Below are 20,008 nucleotides of genomic sequence, written 5' to 3'. Positions count from 1 at the left end.
ACCGTGAACGCCCTGGGTTCCCCGGGCGAGAGGAGGTGGTGACCACGCAGGCGTACACCGTCGAACAAGTGGCCGAGATCCTCAACATCGGCCGAGACAAGGTCTACTTCCTGATCCGCACCGGCCAACTCCGCAGCATCAAGATCGGCAAGCTGCGCCGCATCACTGACCGGCACATCGCCGAGTTCGTCACCTCCCTGGAAGACGCCGCCCGCTGATGTGGTGGGGGGGTCCGGCGCATGGCGCGAACGGACCTCCTTACACTAGGGACGTCTAGGGACGTCTTGAGTTATGGTCGGTGGTGACATCGACCAATGCGAGGAGGGATCCGTTGGCAAAGATCCTGGTCGGCAAGTACGAGGGGACGATCTACGAGGAGGGCAACGGATATACCGGCGCCCTCGAACTCGGGACGGGCCCGGACGGCAAGCGTAACCGGCTCAAGAGGAAGGGCAAGAACAAGACGCAGGTCAAGGACAAGCTCATCAAGGCGGTGGGTGAGCTTGAGAAGGGCATCAAGGAAGAGCGGAACTACACGGTCGAGAAGGCCGTGTACGCCCTCCTCGTCCATCTCGCGAAGCAGGGCAAGAGCGAGAAGACCATGGACACCTACCGTGGCCTCACCAAGAACCACATCGTTGCCAAGATCGGCAAGGTCAAGCTCACGAACCTGACGGCTGACACCGTTGAGACGTGGCTTGACGCGTGCGCCGAGAACATGGCCACACAGACGCTCAAGATCCTTCATGGTCTGCTCCGGCGGTCCATACGGCTCGCAGAGCGGCGCGGCAAGGTCGGGCGCAATGTGGCCGGCCTGGTGGACACCCCGCAGGGGCAACGGCCTACTCGGAGGTCACGGTCCCTGTCGTTGAAGCAAGCGACCAAGCTTCTCGGCACTGCGCAGGATCCACAGCATCGACTCGGCGCGTACGTCATCCTGGCGATCGTCTCGGGTCTGCGCACGGAGGAACTCCGGGCGCTCACCTGGGCCAATGTGGATCTCAAGAAGAAAGTCGTGTACGTCCTCCGCTCTGACAGGGACGGAGGAGACACGAAGACCAAGAAGAGCCGCCGAGGTATCGCCATGGCTGACATGGCCGTGGGCGCGCTCACGGCACTTCGCAAGCGGCAAGCCGCCGAGAAGCTTCAGGCGGGGGACGCGTGGCAGGGCAACAACCTCGTCTTCTGCAAGGAGGACGGGACGCCCTACACGGACGGCGACGTACTTCGGCGGTTCCAGAAGGTCACGGCGGCGGCCGGTCTCGGCTCCACCTGGGTGCCGCGCGAACTTCGGCACACGTTCGTATCCATCATGAGTGACCAGGGCGTTGCCCTGGAAAAGATCAGTGACCTGGTGGGACACACCAGCACGCACACCACGCAGGCCGTCTACCGGCATGAACTGCGGCCCGTGATCACCACGGGCGCCCAGAAGATGAACTCCATCTTCAAGGACAAGAAGAGCAAGTCAGCCTAGGAAATGGCTCCCGAATTGGCTCCCCTGAACTCGTCCAACGCGCTGAGCAGGCACGCAGCATGATTACCGGCTGTACCCGCATTAGCCCCGCCCCCTCGACCGCAACGCGGCGATCACAGCCCTGATGCTCGCCGAACGCGTTATCACCCACGGCGAGGACGACCCGTGCGTCATGGAGTGGCGAAGGGAGGTGGCGCGTGGTTGACCGCCTCACCCGGTTCACAACGGCTCTCGCCGTCCTCGGGGTAGCCGGCGTGGCCGCGATCATCTCGTACCACCACGCCTACGAACTCGTCCACTCCCACGGCGAGACGGACACTACGGCGCGCCTCGTCCACTTCACGGTGGACGGCCTCATCTGGGCAGCGTCGATGATGATCAAGTGACAGCCCGCCGCACGGCATGGGGCGCATACACCCAGATCACCGACGCGTCACGCTCACGGCTACCGGCCGAGGTCGCCCTGTGCGCCGAGTTCGGCGTAACTCGCAACACCGCGCGGCGGGCTCTGTCCACTCTGCAAGAGGAAGCCTTGATCAGAGTCCGGGCAGCAACCCTGACAATTGAGCTCTCTAGCGGCGGGCGACTCCCGCGTACATCCACCGGGTGCCCTCGCCTGGCTGGTCGGGCCGCCACTCCGGCACCCACACCACCCCGGGCTCCAGGAGGTCGAATCCCTCGAACAGGGCCGTGACCTCGTCTCGGGTTCGGCTGTGAATCTGCACGGTCGCGTTCCTCCAGGCTTTCACGACCTCGCCGCCGCTCTCCGGATGCCCCTCGACGGTGCTGTGCGACACGGCCAGCAGGCTGCCTGGGACGATGGCGTCGCGGAAGGCCGCGATGGTGTTCCGTGCCTCTTCGTCCTCGGCGAAGTGCAGGATCGCCAGCATGAGAACGGCCACCGGCCGGTCGAAGTCGATGAGCGCGCGAACTCGCGGGTTGCCGAGGATCTCCGCCGGCTTCCGGGCATCGGCCTGGATGACGACCGTTGTGTCGGAGGGAGGCAGCAGGGCCCGCGCATGCACCAGCACGATCGGGTCATTGTCGACATAGACCACCCGCGCGTCGGGGACGAGCGCCTGCGCGGCCTCGTGCACGTTGCCCTGTGTGGGCAGCCCGGTCCCGAGATCGATGAACTGGGTGATCCCTGACTCCACGGCGAACCGCACGGCCCGTCCGAGAAAGGCCCGGTTCTCCCGCGCCGCCCGCGGCACGTCCGGACCCGCGTCCGTCGCCACCTTCGCCGCTTCGCGGTCGACCGCGAAGTTGTCCTTGCCACCGAGGAAGACGTCGTAGATGCGGGCAGGGCTGGGAGTACCCACATCGATCCCGGGCGGTGCGTACTCCTCGTTTCTCTCCACCTTATGAGCATGCCCGATCGACGCCCCGCAGGGGGACAAATTGGACTACGTACCGACCGCCGCCCTTACCCACCGGCCGGCCGGCGGCGCGATCATCGCGCTGGAGGTCCTGGCCAGGCACGGTGACCGGCTGCTGAGCGCTGTGGTGCACGAGCCGCCGCCTATGGCAGGCCTTCTGCCCAGCAGCCCGGAACAGGGGCGAACCTGCTCGCCCGCAGCGCGGACACTGCTCGACGGCTTCGCCCGCCTCACCAGATGAGGACACAGATGCGTCATCGGTGCGGCCACTCTTCTCCGCACGGCTCAAGATCCACAGCACCGGCTCGGCGCGTCGAAGCGGGCCGGCCGGTGAATCGGTCGGCCCGCCTCGTGGAGGGTTCAGGCCTTGATCGGGACCGCCTCTCGGGCCGTTTTGCGGAGGGTCGGGTGGGTTTCTGGGCTGCGTAGGACGCACCAGAAGGTGATGAGGCCGGCGACCACCACGAAGCCCGCCACCAGCCAGGGCGAGTCACCGGCGGAGGCCAGGAGCGCGGCGGCGATCAGCGGGGTGAGGCCGCCTACCACGGCCGAGCCCTGGTAGGCGAGCGAGAGACCGGTGTAGCGGACGTTGCTGCCGAAGAGTTCGGTGAAGTAGGTGGCCTGCCCGGCGAACATGAGCGTGGGGCCGAAGATGTACATGGCGATCAGGGCGAGCCAGATCAGGGGTTCGGACTTGGAGTTCAGCATCATGAAGAACGGGTACGCGGTCACGACGATGAAGGCGGCGCCGGCCAGGTAGATGGGGCGGCGTCCGTAGCGGTCGGTCAGGGCGCCGAACAGGGGTGTCGCGAGGATGCCGAGGCCGGAGGCGACGAGCATGCCGTTCAGGGGGACGGATTTGGCCACCGCGAGCTGGGTCGAGACGTAGGAGATCGCGAAGGCGTTGCCGATGTTGGAGGAGACGGCCTCGCCGATTCGGGCGCCGAAGGTCATCGCGACCGTCCGGGGTTCGCGGAAGACGTCGATGAGGGGGCGGGCGGCCACGCTCTGCTCGCGCTTGAGCCGCTCGAACTCCGGCGTCTCCGCGACCTTGGAGCGGATGAACAGGCCGATCACGAGGAGGAGCGCGCTGATCAGGAACGGGATCCGCCAGCCCCAGCTGTAGAGCTGGTCGTCGGGAAGCCGGCTGACCAGCGCGAAGATGCCTGTGGCCAGCAGGATTCCGGCCGAGGCCGCCGCCTGGGGGATGGAGCCCCAGAAGCCCCGGCGGCCGGGCGGGGCGTGTTCGACGGTCATGAGCGCGGCGCCGCCGTACTCGCCGCCCAGGCCGAAGCCCTGGAACAGGCGGAGGACCACGAGCATGATCGGGGCCCAGACGCCGGCCTGCGCGTAGGTGGGGAGCAGACCGATCGCGAACGTGCAGGAGCCGACGATGCTCAGCGTGGCGATCAGCGTCTTCTTGCGCCCGACCCGGTCGCCGAAGTGGCCGAAGACGATGCCGCCGAGCGGGCGGGCCAGGAAGCCGACGCCGTAGGTGGCGAAGGCGCTGATGGTGGCCAGGGTCGGGTTGCCGCCGGGGAAGAAGAGCTTGCCCAGGACGAGCGCGGCGGCGGTACCGAAGACGAAGAAGTCGTACCACTCCATGAGTGCCCCGGAGAAGCTGCCGAGGGCGACCTTGCGCATCTGGGGCGCGCCGGCAGGGGGTGGCTGGTGGGACATGGGGTTCTCCTGAGTCAGGCGGCTGGGTCGGGCCAGCCGATCAGCACCTTGATCTGGTCGGGGTCGGTGGTCGCGGCGAACGCGTCGGCGGCGCGTCCGGACGGGAACTCGGCGGTGATCAGCCGTTCGGCGTCGGCGGGCGGGCCGGCCAGGACGGCGTCGATGTCCTCGCCCCGGTACAGGCCGGTGCCGCGGACGTCGATCTCCCAGCGCTGGAGGCGGGGCAGCGCGACCTCGGTCGCGTCGTGCGGGACGCCCACTACCACGATGGTCCCGCCCGGGGTCGTGGAGCGGGCGGCCGTGGCGAGGGTGGGGGCTGCGGCCACGCAGTCGAACGTGGTGTCCGCGTCGGGGGGTGTCTCGTCCGGGGACAGCACCCGGTCCGCGCCCAGGGCGGCCGCCAGGTCGCGCTTGGCCTGGACGGGTTCCACGAGGGTGATGGGACCGGCGCCGCGGGCCGCCAGGAGCACGGCCAGGCCGACCGGTCCACCGCCGATGATGAGGATCCGTCCGGGCTCGGCGGGTGCGCGGCTCACCGCGTGCCGGCCCACCGCCAGGGGTTCGGTCAGGGCCGCCAGGCGGGACGGGACGCCCGCCGGGACGCGGTGGCAGAAGCGGCCGGCCACGGTCACCCGGTCACGGGCGAGGCCGGGGAGCCCGAAGCCCAGGACCTTGGCGCTGGAGCAGAGGTTGGTGGCGCCGCGCAGGCAGGCGGGGCATTTCCCGCATGAGTGCAGTGGGTTGACCACGACCAGGTCGCCTGGGGCGCAGGAGGTGACCGCGTCGCCGGTGCTCAGGACGCGGGCGACGCACTCATGGCCCGTGATCACGGGGGGTGTGATGAAGGGGTGGACCTTGCGCAGGACGTGCACGTCGCTGCCGCAGATCCCGATGTGCACCGGGGCCAGCAGGACGTCGTGCGGGCCGGGGTCGGGGGGCGGTTTCAGGGGTTCCAGATGGACCGCGCCGTCGGCGCCCAGGACGATCTGGGTCATACGGTGATCACTCCCTTGAGGATCGCGGTGACGCCGCCGAGGGCGGCGATGGCGAGGACGGCCCGCCGGGCCCGTTCACGGCTGACGCGGTGCTCGAGCTTGTGGCCGAGCGCCACGCCGGCCAGCGCGCAGGCGGCGGCGATGGCGAGCGTCCGGTACGGCAGCTGGGGCCATCCCTTCGCGGCGATCGAGCCCGCGTTGACCAGGACGGTGTAGAGCTGCATCGAGGCCACGAAGGACTTGTGCTCCCAGCGGGTGGCGGCGGCGTAGAGGGTGATCGCGGGGCCGCCGATCCCGGCGGTGACGTTCATGAGGCCGGAGGCGGCGCCCGCGCCCGTCTCCCCGGCCCGGCCCTGGAGTGCCCTGGGGGCGTTGAAGCGGTGCAGGCCGTAGAGGGCGGTCAGGACGAGCACGCCTTCGGCGATCATCAGCGGAGCGCCTGGAACGTTCCGAGCGATCCACGCGCCGGCGGGCAGGACGAGCAGCGCCGGGACGGCCAGCCGGGCCACCCGGCGGAACTCCACCTCGCGCCACACCGTCGGCAGCACCACCATGCTGGACAGCAGGGACAGCAGGTTGACCAGCCGCACTCCCTCGACCGGGCCGAGCAGCAGGACCAGGAGCGGCCCCGCGACCAGCGCGAAGCCCACGCCGGTGACGCGCTGGGTGCCCGCTCCCACGAGCACGCCCAGCGAGACCGGCAGGAGCGTCGCCGCGGTCATGGTCACGACCGGCGACCCGCGATCGCCGTATCGACGATCTCGCACAGTTCGCGCAGCCGCGGCACGGCGTCGCGGCGCAGCGCACCGGTGATGTCGGACGCGCCGACGACCGTCCGCCAGACCGCGCGACCGGCCAGGAAGCCGGCGGCGCCCTCCTCGCAGGCCAGCCGGACCGCGCGGGGGAACAGCTCGTGCGGGACGCCGCTGGACAGCACCACCCAGGGGCTGCCGATGGCCTCGTTCAGGGCCGCGCAGCCGCGCCGCACGCCGGCCTCGTCGCCCTCGCCGTGCAGCGGGACCTCGGCCTTGTAGACGTCGGCGCCCAGCCCGCCCAGCTCGCGCGCGGCGGCCAGCACGCCGGCGTCCCATTCCGCGGCGGTGCGGGGGGTGCCGTCGCGCGATCCGCGCGACAGCGGCTCGATGATGCTGATCAGGCCGGCCGAGCGGCAGCGCCCGACGAACTCCTCGACCATGGCGATCCGGCCGGCCGGGTCCTCGTCCGGGCGCCACAGGACCAGCAGCTTCATGGCCTTGCCGCCCACGGCCGCGATCCGGGCCGGTTCCACCTCGGTATCGATCCGGACCTCGGCCACGAACTCCCGCTCGTCGGCGGTGAAGTGGTCGGCGGCGGCGATCAGCGAGCAGCCGGGGTCGATCACCCCGGCGGCCAGCACCGCGTCCAGCGCGAACTGGCGCTCCAGCAGGACGGCGGAGGCGTGCGGGGTGAGCTCGCGCACCGCGTCGATCTTGAACGCGGTGATCTGCTCGTCGGTCACCGGGCCGTCCTGGTGCCCGGCGAACATCGCGCGCAGCGCCTCGCGCTGGTCGACGGCGAGCATCGCGAACGCGCCCGAGGGCCGGGTGAGGGCGGACAGGTCGGGCGCGGTGCTGGATGGCGTGGTCACACTTCTCCTTGAAATCGGTCAGAACCCGCTGGTCAGCGGGCGAAGGGGAGGGCCGGGCGGTGGGCGGCCAGCGCCCGGGTCTCGGTGTCGCCGGGGATCCCGCCGCGCCCGTCGAGGCCCCGGCAGGACAGCGCGGCGGCCGCGTTGGCGTACGCGAGGGCCGCGGGGAGCGGAAGGTCGCGGGCGAGGGCGGCGACAAGGGCGCCGTGGAAGACGTCGCCGGCGCCGAGCGTGCTGCGGATCTCGACGCCGTGGTGCCCCTCGACACGGTGGACGCCCTCGTGGCCGGCGGCGTACGCGCCGTTCGGCCCGTCGGTGGCGACGACGTGCCTGGCGCCGTCGGCCCGGGCCGCGCGCATCAGTTCCACGACCGGCCGGTCGCCGTAGGCCTCGCGCAGCGCCGCCAGCGTCGGGACGAACACGTCGACCCCGCCGGGGCAGCGCTGGACGGCGAGGTTGCCCGCGTCGTAGCAGACCAGCGGGCGGGGCGCGGCCGCCGGGAGGCCGTCCAGCAGGGGTGCCACGGCGGGCAGGCCCAGGTGGTCGACGAGCAGGACGCGGGCCGACAGCACGGCGCGCGCCGCCGCGGAACCGGGGTCGATCCGCAGGCGGGGGCCGGGCTTGACGCAGATCGCGCGCGAGCCGCCCGGTCGGTCGACCAGGACGACGCAGCTTCCGGAGGTCTCCCCCGCGACGGTGCCGAGGTGGGAGGTGTCGACGTGCTCCGCCGCCAGGCCCTCGCGGATCAGCGCCGCGCGGTGGTCGTCGCCGACCGCCGCGACCAGCGCGGGGCGCGGGCCGTGCGCCGCGGCCAGGCGGGCGAAGGCGACCGACGCGGTGGCCGCCGGGCCGCCGCCCGACTCGACGATCTCCTCGGCGAGGATGCGCCCGTCGGGGGCCGGGAATCCGGGCAGCTGCGCCACCGTGTCCCAGGTGGCCACGCCGACGAACACCGCGCCGGCGCTGGACGTCCCGTCCGCTTCCACTCCCCGACCTCCGCTTTGTTTGTTTTCCAACATGAATTGCGAGGATGTTAACTAGCAGTGTGCGGAACGTCAATGGTCGCGTCGTTCGTTATGCCATCCCACCAACACGGATGGTAGATTTCGAACATCCATCGTCTCGGGAAGGGATGCAGTGGCCTCAGCACCGTTGCGATACGAAGGGGCGCCGGCCCGACGCCAGGCGATCGTCGAGCGGGTCCGGGCCGCCGGTTTCTGCTCCATCGCCGACCTCGCCGAGGAACTGGCGGTGTCCGACATGACCGTCCGCCGGGACGTGCGCCGGCTGGACGAGCTGGGCGCGGTCCGGGTCGTGCACGGCGGTGTCAGCCTCCCGCCCGACCAGGAGTTCAGCGCCCGGGAGCGCGCCAACCCCGGTTCCAAGGACCGCATCGGCGCCGCCGCCGCCGGGCTGGTCGCGCCCACCGACACCATCGCGGTGGACGCCGGGACGACGGCGCACGCGCTGGTCAACGCGCTGCCCGAGACGTTCACAGGCAGCGTCGTCACGCACTCGGTGCCGGTCATGCAGGCGCTGCTGAACGTGCCCGGCGCGCGCTGCGTCGGGCTCGGCGGCGATCTCTACGCGCCCAGCAGGGCGTTCGTCGGCCCGGCCACGGTCGAGGCGGCGGCGCGGCTGCGCGTGCGCTGGTGCTTCCTGGGCGCCGCTGCAGCCGACGACCGGGGCTGCTACGGCGTCTACGACCTCGAACGCCCCACCAAGCAGGCGCTGATGGACATCGCGGACCACATCGTGCTGCTCGTCGACGGCGGCAAGTTCCACAGCTCCGCCCCCGTCCTGCTGGCGCCGCTGCACCGGTTGCACGCCGTCGTCACCGACGCCGAGCCGCCACCGGAGGTGCGGGCGGCCCTGGACGAGCACGGCGTCCGGCTGCATCTGGCGGGGGCGGCATGACCGAGCGGAGCGAGGGCATGATCGCCGGTTTTGCCGGGGGGTGTGGGGGGTCGGCCCCCCACAAGGAGGCGGCATGACCCTCACCATCGACGAGGTCTCGGTACGGGTGCTGAGCGCACCGCTGAGCGAACGGGTCCCGATGTCGTTCTCGGCACTCACCGCCCGGCGATCGGTGCTGGTCACCCTGCGGTCGGGCGGCCTGTCCGGAACCGGGGAGAGCTGGGTCAACTACCCCGAGTGGGGCTGGCGCGAGCGCTTGGCGACACTGGACGGGCTGAGGCCGCTGGTGCTCGGCGCCGACGCGTCCGACCCCGCGAAACTGATGACCGGCCTGGCGTCGCGGCTGGGCGGGGTGGCGCGCCAGTGGGGCGCCCCGGGGCCGGTGTGGCAGGCGCTCAGCGGGATCGACATGGCCTGCTGGGATCTGCTGGGGCAGGCCCGGGGCCGCCCGGTCGCCGAGCTGCTCGCGGGCGGGCCGGTCGCCGTGGAGGGCGTGCCCGCCTACGGGAGCGGGGTCGGGCCGACCCGCGTCGCCGAGCTCACCGAACACGCCCTCGAGCTGGGGCTTCGCGCCGTGAAAATCAAGGTCGGGTTCGGCGAGGAGACCGACCTGGCGACCCTCCGGGACGTGCGCGCCGCCGCGTCCGGGCAGGACCTGGAGATCTTCGCCGACGCCAACCAGGCATGGGATCCCGGAACCGCGCGGCGCATGTGCGGGCTGCTCGCCGACCACGGCGTCTCGTGGTTCGAGGAGCCCCTCGACGGGGACCGGCTCGACGAGCTGACGGCACTCGCCGGGGACACCGGGAACCTGGACCTGGCGGGCGGCGAGAACGTCTACGGCGCCGCGGCGTACGAGGAACGGGTCGCCTCGCCCGCATTCGCCCACATCCAGCCCGACCCGTCCAAGACCGCCGGGATCAGCCTGAGCGACGCGGTCGGCCGGATGCCCGGCACGGCCCGGCTGAGCCCGCACTGCTACGGGGGCGCGCCGACGCTGGCCGCGTCCGTCCACCTGGTCGCCGCCGCCGAGCGGCCCGGCTGGGTGGAACTCGACCTGAGGGAGAACCCGCTCCGCACGAAGATTGCCGCCGCGCCCGTCCTCCTGGACGGAGGCCTTCTCAGAGTCCCCGACGGACCCGGGCTCGGCCTCGGCTACGACCGGACGGCGCTCGACCGCTACGCACACACCGAGGAGATCACGTGCTGACCACCGCCCCCCGCCCCGGAGCGCTGCTGCCCGAACCGGTGTCCGGCGCGTTTCCGCTGATGATCTTCGACCCCGCCGACGGGACCGCCGTCGGCGAGGTGGCCGGAGTCGGCGCCGACGCCGCCGCCCGTGCCGCGGCCGCGGCCGGCGCGGCGTTCCCCGGTTGGGCCGCCCGCACCGCCGCCGAACGCGCCGCGGCGCTCCGCGCGATCGCCGCCGGGCTGCGCGAGGCCGCCGCCGAGCTGGCGGCGCTGACCACGCGGGAGACCGGCAAGCGGCTCGAGGAATCGCACGCCGAGGTGGGCTTCTCCGCGGGCTTCTTCGAGTGGTTCGCCGAGGCCGCGCTCGCCGCCGAGGCCGGTGCGGAGGAGGCGCCGACCGCCCCGGGACGCGCCTTCCGGGTACGGCGCGTCCCGCTCGGCGTGGTCGCGGCGATCACCCCGTGGAACTTCCCGCTGTCGATCCCGGCCCGCAAGGTGGCCGCCGCGCTGGCCGCCGGGTGCACGGCCGTCCTCAAGCCCAGCGAGCTGACCCCGCTGTCGGCCGCGCGCATGGTCGAGATCTGCCAGCGCCATCTCCCCCCGGGCACGCTCACCATGGTGACCGGCGACCCGATCGGCCTCACCGCCGCCCTGACCGGTGATCCGCACGTGGCCGCGGTCAGTTTCACCGGCTCCACCCGGGTCGGCCGCATCGTCGCCGGCCAGTGCGCCGAGCGCTTCCTGCCCGCTGTCCTGGAACTCGGCGGGCGGGGACCGTTCGTGGTCGGCGCCGGAGCCGACGTGGACGAGGCCGTCGAGGCGCTGATGGTCGCCAAGTTCCGCAACAACGGCGCCTCCTGCATCGCCGCCAACAACGTCTTCGTCCACCGGAGCCACTACGACACGTTCCTGGAGCGGTTCACCGAGCGGGTCGCGGGGCTCAGAGTCGGGGACCCGCGCGACGGCTCGACCGACCTCGGGCCGGTCATCAGCGCCGCCGAGCGCGACCGGCTGGCGGGCCTGACAGCCGCCGCCGAGGCTCGGGGCGCCCGTATGTGGAACGGTCCGAGGCCCCCGGCGGAAGGCTGCTACGTCCGTCCCGCCGTGGTCGAGTGCCTGGCGGACGACCCGCTCTGGTCGGACGAGATCTTCGGACCGGTGGCCGCCGTCCGCCCCTTCACCGACGCGGACGCCCTCGTCCAGGAGATCAACGGCTGGGGCTACGGCCTGGGCGGCTACGTGTGCGACATGCCGGAGCGGGCCCGCGCCCTGGCCGGCCGGCTCCGCATCGGGATCGTCGGCGTCAACAACGGCGCGCCCAACAACCCGCGCGTCCCGTTCGGCGGCTTCGGCGACAGCGGCCAGGGCCGGGAGGGCGGCATGCCGGGCCTGCTGGAGTTCACCACCTACCAGACGATCTCCGAACCCGCCTGAGACATAAAGGGAACCGAAAGCCGGGCGCGAATCCGGTGGCCTGATCCCGCCATTTCTAGATCATGATGGGTCTGTCCCGGAGGCCGGAAACGCGCAATCTTGGGATCATGAGATCACGATGGGTTCTGGCCGCCTCGGCGGCGTTGACGATGGGCCTGCTGGTCCCCGCCGGCACCGCGCAGGCGGGCACGCACCACGGCTCCCCGTTCCCCGACAGGATCGCGCTGCCGGACGGTTTCCAGCCCGAAGGCATCGCGATCGGCCCGGGCCCGGTGGCCTACCTCGGGTCGCGGGTGGACGGGCGGATCTACCGGGCCGACCTGCGCACAGGCAAGGGCGGGGTGTTCAGCCCCGGCCCCGGGACGCCCTCGCTCGGGCTCAAGACCGGCGACGGGCTGCTGTACGTCGCGGGCGGCAGCGGCGGCGACGCCCGGGTGATCGACCAGCGCAGCGGGAAGGTGCTGAAGCGGTACGCGCTGAGCACCGTCCCGGCGTTCGTCAACGACGTGGTGCTGACCAGGGACGCGGCCTGGGCGACGGACTCGACCAACCCGGTGCTGTACCGGCTGCCGCGCGGCGTCCGCGGCAAGGCCCGGACGCTGCCGCTGAAGGGCGAGATCGCCTACGGGACGGGCGTCAACGCCAACGGGATCGTGCAGGCCCCCGACCGCAGGTCGCTGCTGATCGTCCAGTCCAACACCGGGAAGCTGTTCAAGGTCGATCCCAGGAGCGGTGACACCAAGGCCGTGGACCTGGGCGGCGAGTCGCTACCGAACGGCGACGGGATGCTGCTGAACGGCGACACTCTCTACGTCGTCCAGAACCGGCTGAACGCGGTGGCAGTGCTGAAGGTCGCGCGGGACGGCTCCAAGGCCCGCGTCGTGAAACGCATCAGCGACTCCAAGTTCGACGTCCCGGCAACGGTCGCCCCCTACAAGAACCGCCTCTACCTCCCGAACGCCCGCTTCACGACGACACCGACCCCCGAGACCCCCTACGACGTGGTGGCCGTCAAGCCCTAGCGGGCTTATCAGGGCTTAACCCCCTCTCGTGCATGCTGGCCCGGGGTTCGTCGGGGACCCCGGGAGGGGGGCCGGTGTGCGGGTGCTGATCGTCGAGGACGAGCGGGTCCTCGCGGACACGATCGCCGAGGGGCTGCGCGAGGAGGCCATCGCCGTCGACGTGGTGTACGACGGGGACGACGCCCTGGAGCGCGCCTCCTACACCGACTACGACGTGGTGGTGCTGGACCGGGACCTGCCGACCGTGCACGGCGACGACGTCTGCCGGGAGCTGGCCGGCCGGCATCCCGGCCGCATCCTCATGCTGACCGCGGCCGGGGACGTGACCGAGCGGGTGGACGGGCTGACGCTCGGCGCCGACGACTACCTGCCCAAGCCGTTCGTGTTCCACGAGCTGGTGGCGCGGGTGCGGGCGCTGGGGCGGCGGTCGGGACCGGCCGTGCCGCCGGTGCTGGAACGGGCGGGGATCCGCCTGGACCCGCACCGGCGCACGGTCGTCCGGGACGGCCGCGCGCTGCGGCTCACCAAGAAGGAGTTCACGGTGCTGGAGGAGCTCCTGCGCGCCGACGGCGGGGTGGTGAGCGCGGAGACGCTGCTGGACCGGGCGTGGGACGAGCACATCGACCCGTTCAGCAACATCGTGCGGGTCACCATGGCCACGCTGCGCAAGAAGCTCGGTGATCCAGCGGTGATCGAGACGGTGACCGGGTCGGGCTACCGGCTGGCGGAGGACGGGTCGCTGTGATGGCGCGGTTGAGCGTGCGGGCCCGGCTGACGCTGGTGTACGGCTCGCTGTTCCTGGTGTCGATCGCGGTGCTGGTCGGGGTGAGCTACGCGCTGACCGCGCGGGCGATCGAGCAGCGGTTCTCGGTGAACCCGCTGGGCAGATCGGGGTTCCGGCCGGCGCAGGTGGAGCAGTTGCTCACCGCCGCCGACCGGACGCGGGCGCTCACAGAGGCCAAGGCTCAGCTGAACCGGCAGCTGGCCGAGCAGAAGGCCGACGTACTGTCGCAGCTGCTGCAGACCTCGCTGCTCATGCTGCTGGTGTTCGGGGTGGTGGCGGTGCTGATCGGGTACGTGGTGGCGGGCCGGGTGCTGCGCCCGCTGCACACGGTGACGGCGACCGCGCGCCGGCTGTCGGAGAGCAACCTGCACGAGCGGATCGCGCTGGCCGGGCCGCAGGACGAGATCAAGGACCTGGCCGACACCTTCGACCGGATGCTGGACCGGCTGTGGCGGGCGTTCGACGCGCAGCGGCGGTTCGTCGCCAACGCCTCGCACGAGCTGCGCACCCCGCTGACGATCAACCGGACGGTGCTGGAGGTCGCGCTGGCCAGCCGGAAGAACCCGCCGGAGACCAAGGCGCTGGCCGACGTGCTGCTGGGCAACACGGCCCGGCACGAGCGGCTGATCGAGGGGCTGCTGCTGCTCGCCCGTTCGGAGCGGGAGCCGCAGGCGCGGGCGGCGACCCCGCTGCAGGACGTGGTCCGCAGCGCCCTGGACCAGCTGGACGAGCCGTCCGGGGAGATCGAGGTGGAGGCCCGGCTGGGCGCCGCGACGGTCGAGGGCGATCCGGTGCTGCTGGAGCGGTGCGCGGTGAACCTGCTGGAGAACGCGCTGAAGTACAACGTGGCGGGCGGCCGGGTGTGGGTGCGCACCGGCCGGCGGGACGGGATGGCGTTCCTGCACGTGGCCAACACGGGCAAGCCGGTCCCGTCGTACGAGGTGGACAAGATCTTCGAGCCGTTCCGGCGGCTGCGCGCCGACCGGGTCGGGTCCGCGGCCGGGGCGGGGCTGGGGTTGTCGATCGTGCGGGCGGTGGTGGAGGCGCACGGCGGCACGATCGAGACGGTGCCCCGTCCGGACGGCGGCCTGGCGATCACGGTGCGGCTTCCGGCGGCGGCCGATGTCACTGCGGTCCTGGTGCGGGCCCCGGTTCCGTAGCGACGTCGTCCGGGACGGGCGCGGCGGCGAGTTCCATGCCGGAACGCGGCGGTCGGGACGCCTGGGGCGACCAGCTGACCCGGCCTTCCGGTTCAGGCCCGCCGGGGACGAGCCAGCGGTGCACGACCTTGCCGGCGGCGTTGCGGGGCAGTTCGTCGATGAAGTGCACGTCGCGCGGCGCCGCGTAGCGGGCCACCTGGTCGCGGACGTGCGCGCGGACCGTGTCGGCGTCCAGCGCGGCGCCGGGACGCAGCACGACGAACGCGGCCAGGCACTGCCCCCAGGTGGGGTCGGGCACGCCGAGGACGGCGGCCTCGTGCACCTGCGGGAGCCGGGCCAGGGCGTCCTCGACGTCGCGCGGCACGATGTTCTCGCCGCCGGACACCACCATGCCGTCGCGGCGGCCGTCCACGAACAGCAGCCCGCGGTGGTCGATGTGGCCGAGGTCGCCGGTGGCCAGCAGCCCGTCGCGGACCTCCATGGGCTCGCCGCCGGTGTAGCCCTCGAACAGCAGCTCGTTGGCCACGAAGATCTGGCCCATGATGGAGCGGGCGACCGCGCGGCCGTCCTCGTCCAGGATCGCCAGCGAGGTGTTGCGCGGCGGCCGCCCGGCGGTGCGCGGGTCGGCGCGCAGGTCCTCGGGGGTGGCGATGGAGACCCAGGAGACCTCGGTGGAGCCGTAGACGTTGTAGAGCCGGTCGCCGAAGGCGTCCATGAAGCGGGTGGCCAGGTCGCCGGGCAGCGCGGCGCCGCTGAGCGCGGCGATCCGCAGCGAGGAGGTGTCGTACCGGTGCCGGACCTCCTCGGGCAGCGCCATGATCCGGTGCAGCATGACCGGGACGAGGAACACCGCGGTCTCCGGGTACGCGGCGAGGGAGCGCAGCGTCAGCTCGGGGTCGAAGCGGCGGCGCAGCACGACGGGGGCGCGCAGCGCCCAGGCCATCTGGAGGGCGGCGTATCCCCAGGTGTGGAACAGCGGCGCCTCGATGATCATCGTCTGCCGGGCGCGCAGCGGGATCCGGGAGGCCATCGAGGCCAGCGGCCGCAGCCCGGGGCGGGGCCGGCGGCGGGCGCCCTTGGGCCGTCCGGTGGTGCCCGAGCTGAGCACGATGGTGCGGCTCTGGATCTGCGGCGGCGCCGGCTCCGGCGCGGGCGCGGGCGCGGCGTGCACGATCTGGTCGATGGTCGGGCCCGCCCGGACGGGGCCGGACCCCGGGTCGGGCGCGCGGTCGGCCCACACCACGTTCCGGCGCAGCGCGACCGGCACGGTCGCCAGCAGCGGGGCGAACTCGGCGTCGGCGACGATGAGGTCGGTCCGCAGCTCGCCGAGCACGGCCCGCACCTGGCCGGCCCCGAACCCGGTGTTGATCAGGACGACCTCGACGCCGCGCTTGCCGCACGCGACCAGCGTCTCGACCATGCCGCGGTGGTTGCGGCACAGCACGGCCACGCGCGGGCGGGGGCCGTCCAGGGGGAGGCCGGCGGCGAGGCGGGTGCCGCGGTCGTCCAGTTCGGCGAAGGTGACCGTGCCGCGGTCGTCGATGACGGCGGGCCGGTCGGGGCCGCGGGCGGCCGCGGCGGCCACCAGCCCGGCGAGCGTGGTGCCCCACCGGCGCAGCACGCGCAACTGGCGGAGCAGGAGCAGCGGACGGCCGTGGAAGAGCACCCCGGAGCGCAGGCAGAGGGCGGTCACATCGCGTACGTGCCCGATCCGGCGACGCGCCCCCGGCCGATATGCGGGCCTCGCATGCACCACCGTGCCCTCCTCCGGTGATTTCCGGTCACGTTACCCACGGGTTTCGCGGCCGAACAAGGGCATGGTCTCCGTGCGGCCTGAAGCGGCCTGCGGCGGTCCGCGGCGGCCCGTGGCGGGGCGCGCCCGGTCAGTGGTTACTGACGGGTAGAATTTCTGGTTACTGACGAGTAGAGGAGGGACGACCCGTGCCTCGTACCGCACGTGACGTCGTGTTCGTCGACGGCGTCCGCACGCCGTTCGGCAAGGCGGGCCCCAAGGGCCTGTACGCGGAGACCCGCGCCGACGACCTGGTCGTCCGCGCGATCCGCGAGTTGATGCGCCGCAACCCGTCCCTCCCGCCCGAGCGGGTGGACGAGGTCGCGATCGCCGCCACCACCCAGACCGGCGACCAGGGCCTGACCATCGGCCGGTCCGCCGCGGTGCTGGCCGGGCTGCCCAAGACCGTCCCCGGCTACGCCATCGACCGGATGTGCGCGGGCGCGATGACCGCCGTGACCACATCCGGCGCGGGCATCTCCTTCGGCTCCTACGACGTCGTCATCGCCGGCGGCGTCGAGCACATGGGCCGGCACCCCATGGGCGAGGGCGTCGACCCCAATCCCCGCTTCCTGGCCGACAAGCTGGTCGACCCGTCCGCGCTGGTGATGGGGACCACCGCGGAGAACCTGCACGACCGGTTCCCGCAGATCACCAAGGAGCGCGCCGACGCCTACGCGGTGCGCAGCCAGGAGAAGGTCGCCGCCGCCTACGCCGCCGGAAGGATCCAGCCGGACCTGGTGCCGACCGCGATCCGCTCCGCGGAGAAGGGATGGGGCCTGGCCACCGAGGACGAGCCGCCCCGTCCCGGCACCACCATGGAGAGCCTGGCCGGGCTGAAGACCCCGTTCCGGGTCGCCGGGAACGTCACCGCGGGCAACGCCGCCGGGCTCAACGACGGCGCCACCGCCTGCCTGCTGGCCGCCGAGGACGTCGCCCGCGAACTGGGCCTCACGCCCCGGATGCGACTGATCGACTTCTCCTTCGCCGGGGTCGAGCCCGAGGTGATGGGCGTCGGCCCGGTGCCCGCCACCGAGCGGCTCCTCGCCCGCAACGCGCTGACCATGGACGACATCGGGCTGGTCGAGATCAACGAGGCTTTCGCCGTCCAGGTGCTGGCCTTCCTGGAGCACTTCAAGATCGCCGACAACGATCCGCGGGTGAACCCGTGGGGCGGCGCGATCGCGCTCGGCCACCCGCTGGCCTCCTCCGGCGTCCGGCTGATGAACCAGCTGGCCCGGCTGTTCGAGGAGCGCACCGACGTCCGGTACGGGCTGACCACCATGTGCGTCGGCATGGGCATGGGCGGCACCGTCCTCTGGGAGAACGCGAACTGGGAGGGCACCGAATGAGCAGCGTGGAGACGTGGCGCTCGCTGCTGGCGAGCGAGGACCGCAACGCCGACGAAGTCGTCACCCACGCCCGCGTGCGTGACGTGGAGCTGCCGCTCGGCGCCGGCCGGGCGGCGCTCATCACCCTCGACAACGGGCACGATCACACCAAGCCGAACACGTTCGGTCCGCGCGGCCTGCTGGCCCTCGACGAGGCCATCGACCAGGTGGCGAAGCGGGACGACATCGTCGCCGTCGGCGTGACCGGCAAGCCGTTCATCTTCGCGGTGGGGGCGGACCTCAAGGGCGTCTCCTCCCTGAACGACAAGGAGGAGGCCAGGCTCATCGGCAGGCTCGGGCACGACGTGTTCCGGCGCCTGGGCGAGCTGGACGTGCCCTCGTTCGCGTACGTGAACGGCGCGGCGATGGGCGGCGGCGTCGAGGTCGCGCTGCACTGCACGTACCGCACCGTCTCCGCGGGCGTCCCCGCGCTCGCGCTGCCCGAGACGTTCCTCGGGCTGGTGCCCGGGTGGGGCGGCACCTACCTGCTCCCCCGCCTGATCGGCGCGGAGCAGGCCCTCAAGGTCGTCATCGACAACCCGCTCGCGCAGAACCGGATGCTCAACGGCCGAGAGGCGTACGAGCTGGGCATCGCCGACGCGATCTTCGACTCGGCCGACTTCCTGGAGGAGTCCCTGGCCTGGACCGCCCGCGTGCTCAACGGCGACCTCAAGGTCGAGCGGCCCGCCGTCGACACCGGCAAGGCATGGGACGACGCGATCGCGCAGGCCCGCTGGACGGTCGAGGGCAGGCTGCACGGCGCCGCGCCGTCCTTCACCCGCGCGCTGGAACTGGTCGAAGCCGCCAAGGACCGCACCCGGGACGAGGGCTTCGCCGCCGAGGACGAGGCGCTGGGCGACCTCATCATGAGCGACGAGCTGCGCGCCGGCCTGTACGCCTTCGACCTCACCCAGAAGCGCGCCAAGCGGCCCGCCGGGGCGCCCGCCAAGGAGCTGGCCCGCCCGGTCACCAAGGTCGGCGTGGTCGGGGCGGGGCTGATGGCCTCGCAGCTGGCGCTGCTGTTCGCCCGCCGGCTGGAGGTCCCGGTCGTGCTGACCGACCTCGACCGGGACCGCCTGGACAAGGGCGTCGGCTACGCGCACGGCGAGATCGACAAGCTGCTGGGCAAGGGCCGGATCTCCGCGGACAAGGCCAACCGGCTCAAGGCGCTGATCACCGGGTCGCTGACCAAGGACGCCTTCGCCGACGCCGACTTCGTCATCGAGGCCGTGTTCGAGGAGATGTCGGTCAAGCAGAAGGTGTTCGCCGAACTGGAGGAGCACGTCTCCGCCGAGTGCGTGCTGGCGACCAACACCTCCTCGCTGTCGGTGACCGAGATGGCCTCCGGGCTGCGGCACCCCGAGCGGGTCGTGGGCTTCCACTTCTTCAACCCGGTCGCGGTGCTGCCGCTGCTGGAGATCGTGCGCGGCACCGGGACCGACGACGCGACCCTGGCCACCGCGTTCGCGACCGGCAAGGCGCTGAAGAAGTCGTGCGTGCTGGTCAAGGACGCGCCCGCGTTCGTGGTCAACCGGATCCTGCTGCGGCTGATGGCCGAGATCGTCCAGACGGTGGACGAGGGCACCCCGATCGAGGTGGCCGAGCGCGCCGCCGCGCCGCTGGGCCTGCCGATGCCGCCGTTCGTCCTGATGGGCCTGGTCGGCCCGGCGATCGCGCTGCACGTCAACGAGACGCTGCACGGCGCGTTCCCGGACAGGTTCCCGCTGTCGGCCAAGTTCGCCGCGTTCGTCAGGGCCGGGAAGGCGGGGGTGTACCGGCCCGACTTCACCCTCGACCCCGAGGCGGTGGCGATCTTCGCCGGCGGGACCTCGCCGTCCACCGAGGAGCAGGTCCTGGACCGGGCGCTGCGGGCGCTCGCCGAGGAGATCAAGATCATGCTGGACGAGGGCGTGGTCGCCGCCGCCCAGGACATCGACCTGTGCGTGATCCTGGGCGCCGGGTGGCCGTTCCACCTGGGCGGGATCACCCCGTACCTGGACCGGACCGGGATCGCCGAGAAGGTGAACGGCACCCGCTTCCTGGAGCCCGGGGCGGCCTCCCTACCCACCTGAACCGACCACCTGAACCGCCCACCTGACACGCACGGCCGGACGATCCCCGGAAGCCCCCTCACCCGAGGCGCTTCCGGGGATCGTCGC

At 72.2% G+C, this 20,008-nt stretch carries 19 protein-coding genes and 1 pseudogene; 13 read left to right on the top strand and 7 right to left on the bottom strand.

Translation table 11 applies throughout. The features are described 5' to 3' along the window. The first annotated feature begins 38 nt into the window (after positions 1-38). The 4 genes and pseudogenes from ABD340_RS13695 to ABD340_RS13680 all read left to right on the top strand — a co-directional run. Positions 39-218: a helix-turn-helix domain-containing protein gene (locus ABD340_RS13695; protein ID WP_344589282.1), complete on the top strand. Its 180-nt coding sequence runs from the start codon at positions 39-41 to the stop codon at positions 216-218. A 113-nt stretch (positions 219-331) separates the two neighbouring features. Further along, positions 332-1,477, top strand: coding sequence for a site-specific integrase (locus ABD340_RS13690; RefSeq protein ID WP_344589281.1), 1,146 nt, complete (start codon positions 332-334; stop codon positions 1,475-1,477). Positions 1,478-1,674: 197 nt separating this feature from the next. Next, complete coding sequence (locus ABD340_RS13685; RefSeq protein WP_344589279.1) at positions 1,675-1,863, top strand: DUF2637 domain-containing protein; 189 nt, start codon at positions 1,675-1,677, stop codon at positions 1,861-1,863. Next, a pseudogene (locus tag ABD340_RS13680) lies at positions 1,860-2,012 on the top strand (GntR family transcriptional regulator); the annotation flags it as partial. The gene ABD340_RS13685 and the pseudogene ABD340_RS13680, both read left to right, overlap by 4 nt. 37 nt (positions 2,013-2,049) lie before the next feature. Here the strand turns inward: ABD340_RS13680 and ABD340_RS13675 are convergent. Next, the gene (locus tag ABD340_RS13675) at positions 2,050-2,838 is read right to left on the bottom strand and encodes an SAM-dependent methyltransferase (protein ID WP_344589277.1); all 789 of its coding nucleotides are present in this window, start codon (positions 2,836-2,838) and stop codon (positions 2,050-2,052) included. 40 nt (positions 2,839-2,878) lie between these two features. Between ABD340_RS13675 and ABD340_RS13670 the strand changes: the two genes are divergently transcribed. After that, positions 2,879-3,097, top strand: a complete 219-nt coding sequence (locus tag ABD340_RS13670) for a hypothetical protein (RefSeq protein ID WP_344589276.1) — start codon at positions 2,879-2,881, stop codon at positions 3,095-3,097. Positions 3,098-3,216: 119 nt separating this feature from the next. Here the strand turns inward: ABD340_RS13670 and ABD340_RS13665 are convergent, their stop codons facing one another. Genes ABD340_RS13665 through ABD340_RS13645 form a run of 5 tightly spaced genes read right to left on the bottom strand, consistent with a single transcriptional unit; the run spans position 3,217 to position 8,144 of the window. Continuing rightward, a complete protein-coding gene (locus ABD340_RS13665) occupies positions 3,217-4,536 on the bottom strand; it encodes an MFS transporter (RefSeq protein WP_344589275.1) in 1,320 nt (439 codons plus the stop codon). Between the two features lie 14 nt (positions 4,537-4,550). Further along, positions 4,551-5,531, bottom strand: a complete 981-nt coding sequence (locus tag ABD340_RS13660) for a zinc-dependent alcohol dehydrogenase (protein WP_344589274.1) — start codon at positions 5,529-5,531, stop codon at positions 4,551-4,553. Next, positions 5,528-6,253 (bottom strand): TSUP family transporter, encoded by a 726-nt coding sequence (locus ABD340_RS13655; RefSeq protein WP_344589272.1) that lies wholly within the window; start codon positions 6,251-6,253, stop codon positions 5,528-5,530. The genes ABD340_RS13660 and ABD340_RS13655 overlap by 4 nt, the downstream gene beginning before the upstream one ends. Before the next feature lie 2 nt (positions 6,254-6,255). Further along, the gene (locus ABD340_RS13650; protein ID WP_344589271.1) at positions 6,256-7,158 is read right to left on the bottom strand and encodes a hypothetical protein; all 903 of its coding nucleotides are present in this window, start codon (positions 7,156-7,158) and stop codon (positions 6,256-6,258) included. A 32-nt stretch (positions 7,159-7,190) separates the two neighbouring features. Further along, a complete protein-coding gene (locus ABD340_RS13645; RefSeq protein WP_344589270.1) occupies positions 7,191-8,144 on the bottom strand; it encodes a carbohydrate kinase family protein in 954 nt (317 codons plus the stop codon). A gap of 166 nt (positions 8,145-8,310) precedes the next feature. On the opposite strand from ABD340_RS13645, the gene ABD340_RS13640 reads away from it, so the two are divergent. From ABD340_RS13640 to ABD340_RS13615, 6 genes are all read left to right on the top strand, one after another. Continuing rightward, positions 8,311-9,075, top strand: coding sequence for a DeoR/GlpR family DNA-binding transcription regulator (locus tag ABD340_RS13640; RefSeq protein ID WP_344589269.1), 765 nt, complete (start codon positions 8,311-8,313; stop codon positions 9,073-9,075). Positions 9,076-9,148: 73 nt separating this feature from the next. Further along, positions 9,149-10,285: a mandelate racemase/muconate lactonizing enzyme family protein gene (locus ABD340_RS13635; RefSeq protein WP_344589268.1), complete on the top strand. Its 1,137-nt coding sequence runs from the start codon at positions 9,149-9,151 to the stop codon at positions 10,283-10,285. Further along, a complete protein-coding gene (locus ABD340_RS13630) occupies positions 10,279-11,700 on the top strand; it encodes an aldehyde dehydrogenase family protein (RefSeq protein WP_344589267.1) in 1,422 nt (473 codons plus the stop codon). Before ABD340_RS13635 ends, ABD340_RS13630 begins: the two co-directional genes overlap by 7 nt. A gap of 107 nt (positions 11,701-11,807) precedes the next feature. After that, on the top strand, positions 11,808-12,722 hold the full coding sequence (locus ABD340_RS13625) for an NHL repeat-containing protein (protein ID WP_344589266.1): 915 nt from the start codon (positions 11,808-11,810) through the stop codon (positions 12,720-12,722). A gap of 76 nt (positions 12,723-12,798) precedes the next feature. Next, complete coding sequence (locus tag ABD340_RS13620; RefSeq protein WP_344589265.1) at positions 12,799-13,467, top strand: response regulator transcription factor; 669 nt, start codon at positions 12,799-12,801, stop codon at positions 13,465-13,467. Then, the gene (locus tag ABD340_RS13615) at positions 13,467-14,666 is read left to right on the top strand and encodes a sensor histidine kinase (protein WP_344589264.1); all 1,200 of its coding nucleotides are present in this window, start codon (positions 13,467-13,469) and stop codon (positions 14,664-14,666) included. The genes ABD340_RS13620 and ABD340_RS13615 overlap by 1 nt, the downstream gene beginning before the upstream one ends. Here ABD340_RS13615 and ABD340_RS13610 read toward each other — a convergent pair. Next, positions 14,632-16,422, bottom strand: coding sequence for an AMP-binding protein (locus tag ABD340_RS13610; RefSeq protein WP_344589263.1), 1,791 nt, complete (start codon positions 16,420-16,422; stop codon positions 14,632-14,634). The genes ABD340_RS13615 and ABD340_RS13610 overlap by 35 nt on opposite strands. Before the next feature lie 185 nt (positions 16,423-16,607). On the opposite strand from ABD340_RS13610, the gene ABD340_RS13605 reads away from it, so the two are divergent. Both ABD340_RS13605 and ABD340_RS13600 read left to right on the top strand, forming a co-directional pair. Continuing rightward, entirely contained in the window at positions 16,608-17,810 is a 1,203-nt protein-coding gene (locus ABD340_RS13605; RefSeq protein WP_344589262.1) for a thiolase family protein, read from the top strand. Further along, the gene (locus ABD340_RS13600; protein WP_344589261.1) at positions 17,807-19,921 is read left to right on the top strand and encodes a 3-hydroxyacyl-CoA dehydrogenase NAD-binding domain-containing protein; all 2,115 of its coding nucleotides are present in this window, start codon (positions 17,807-17,809) and stop codon (positions 19,919-19,921) included. The genes ABD340_RS13605 and ABD340_RS13600 overlap by 4 nt, the downstream gene beginning before the upstream one ends. Positions 19,922-20,008: the final 87 nt, after the last annotated feature.

Origin of the sequence: Actinomadura vinacea, assembly GCF_039532545.1 — a bacterium.
GTDB classification, from domain to species: Bacteria; Actinomycetota; Actinomycetes; order Streptosporangiales; family Streptosporangiaceae; genus Spirillospora; species Spirillospora vinacea.
This window is presented reverse-complemented; position numbering and strand designations above follow the sequence as displayed.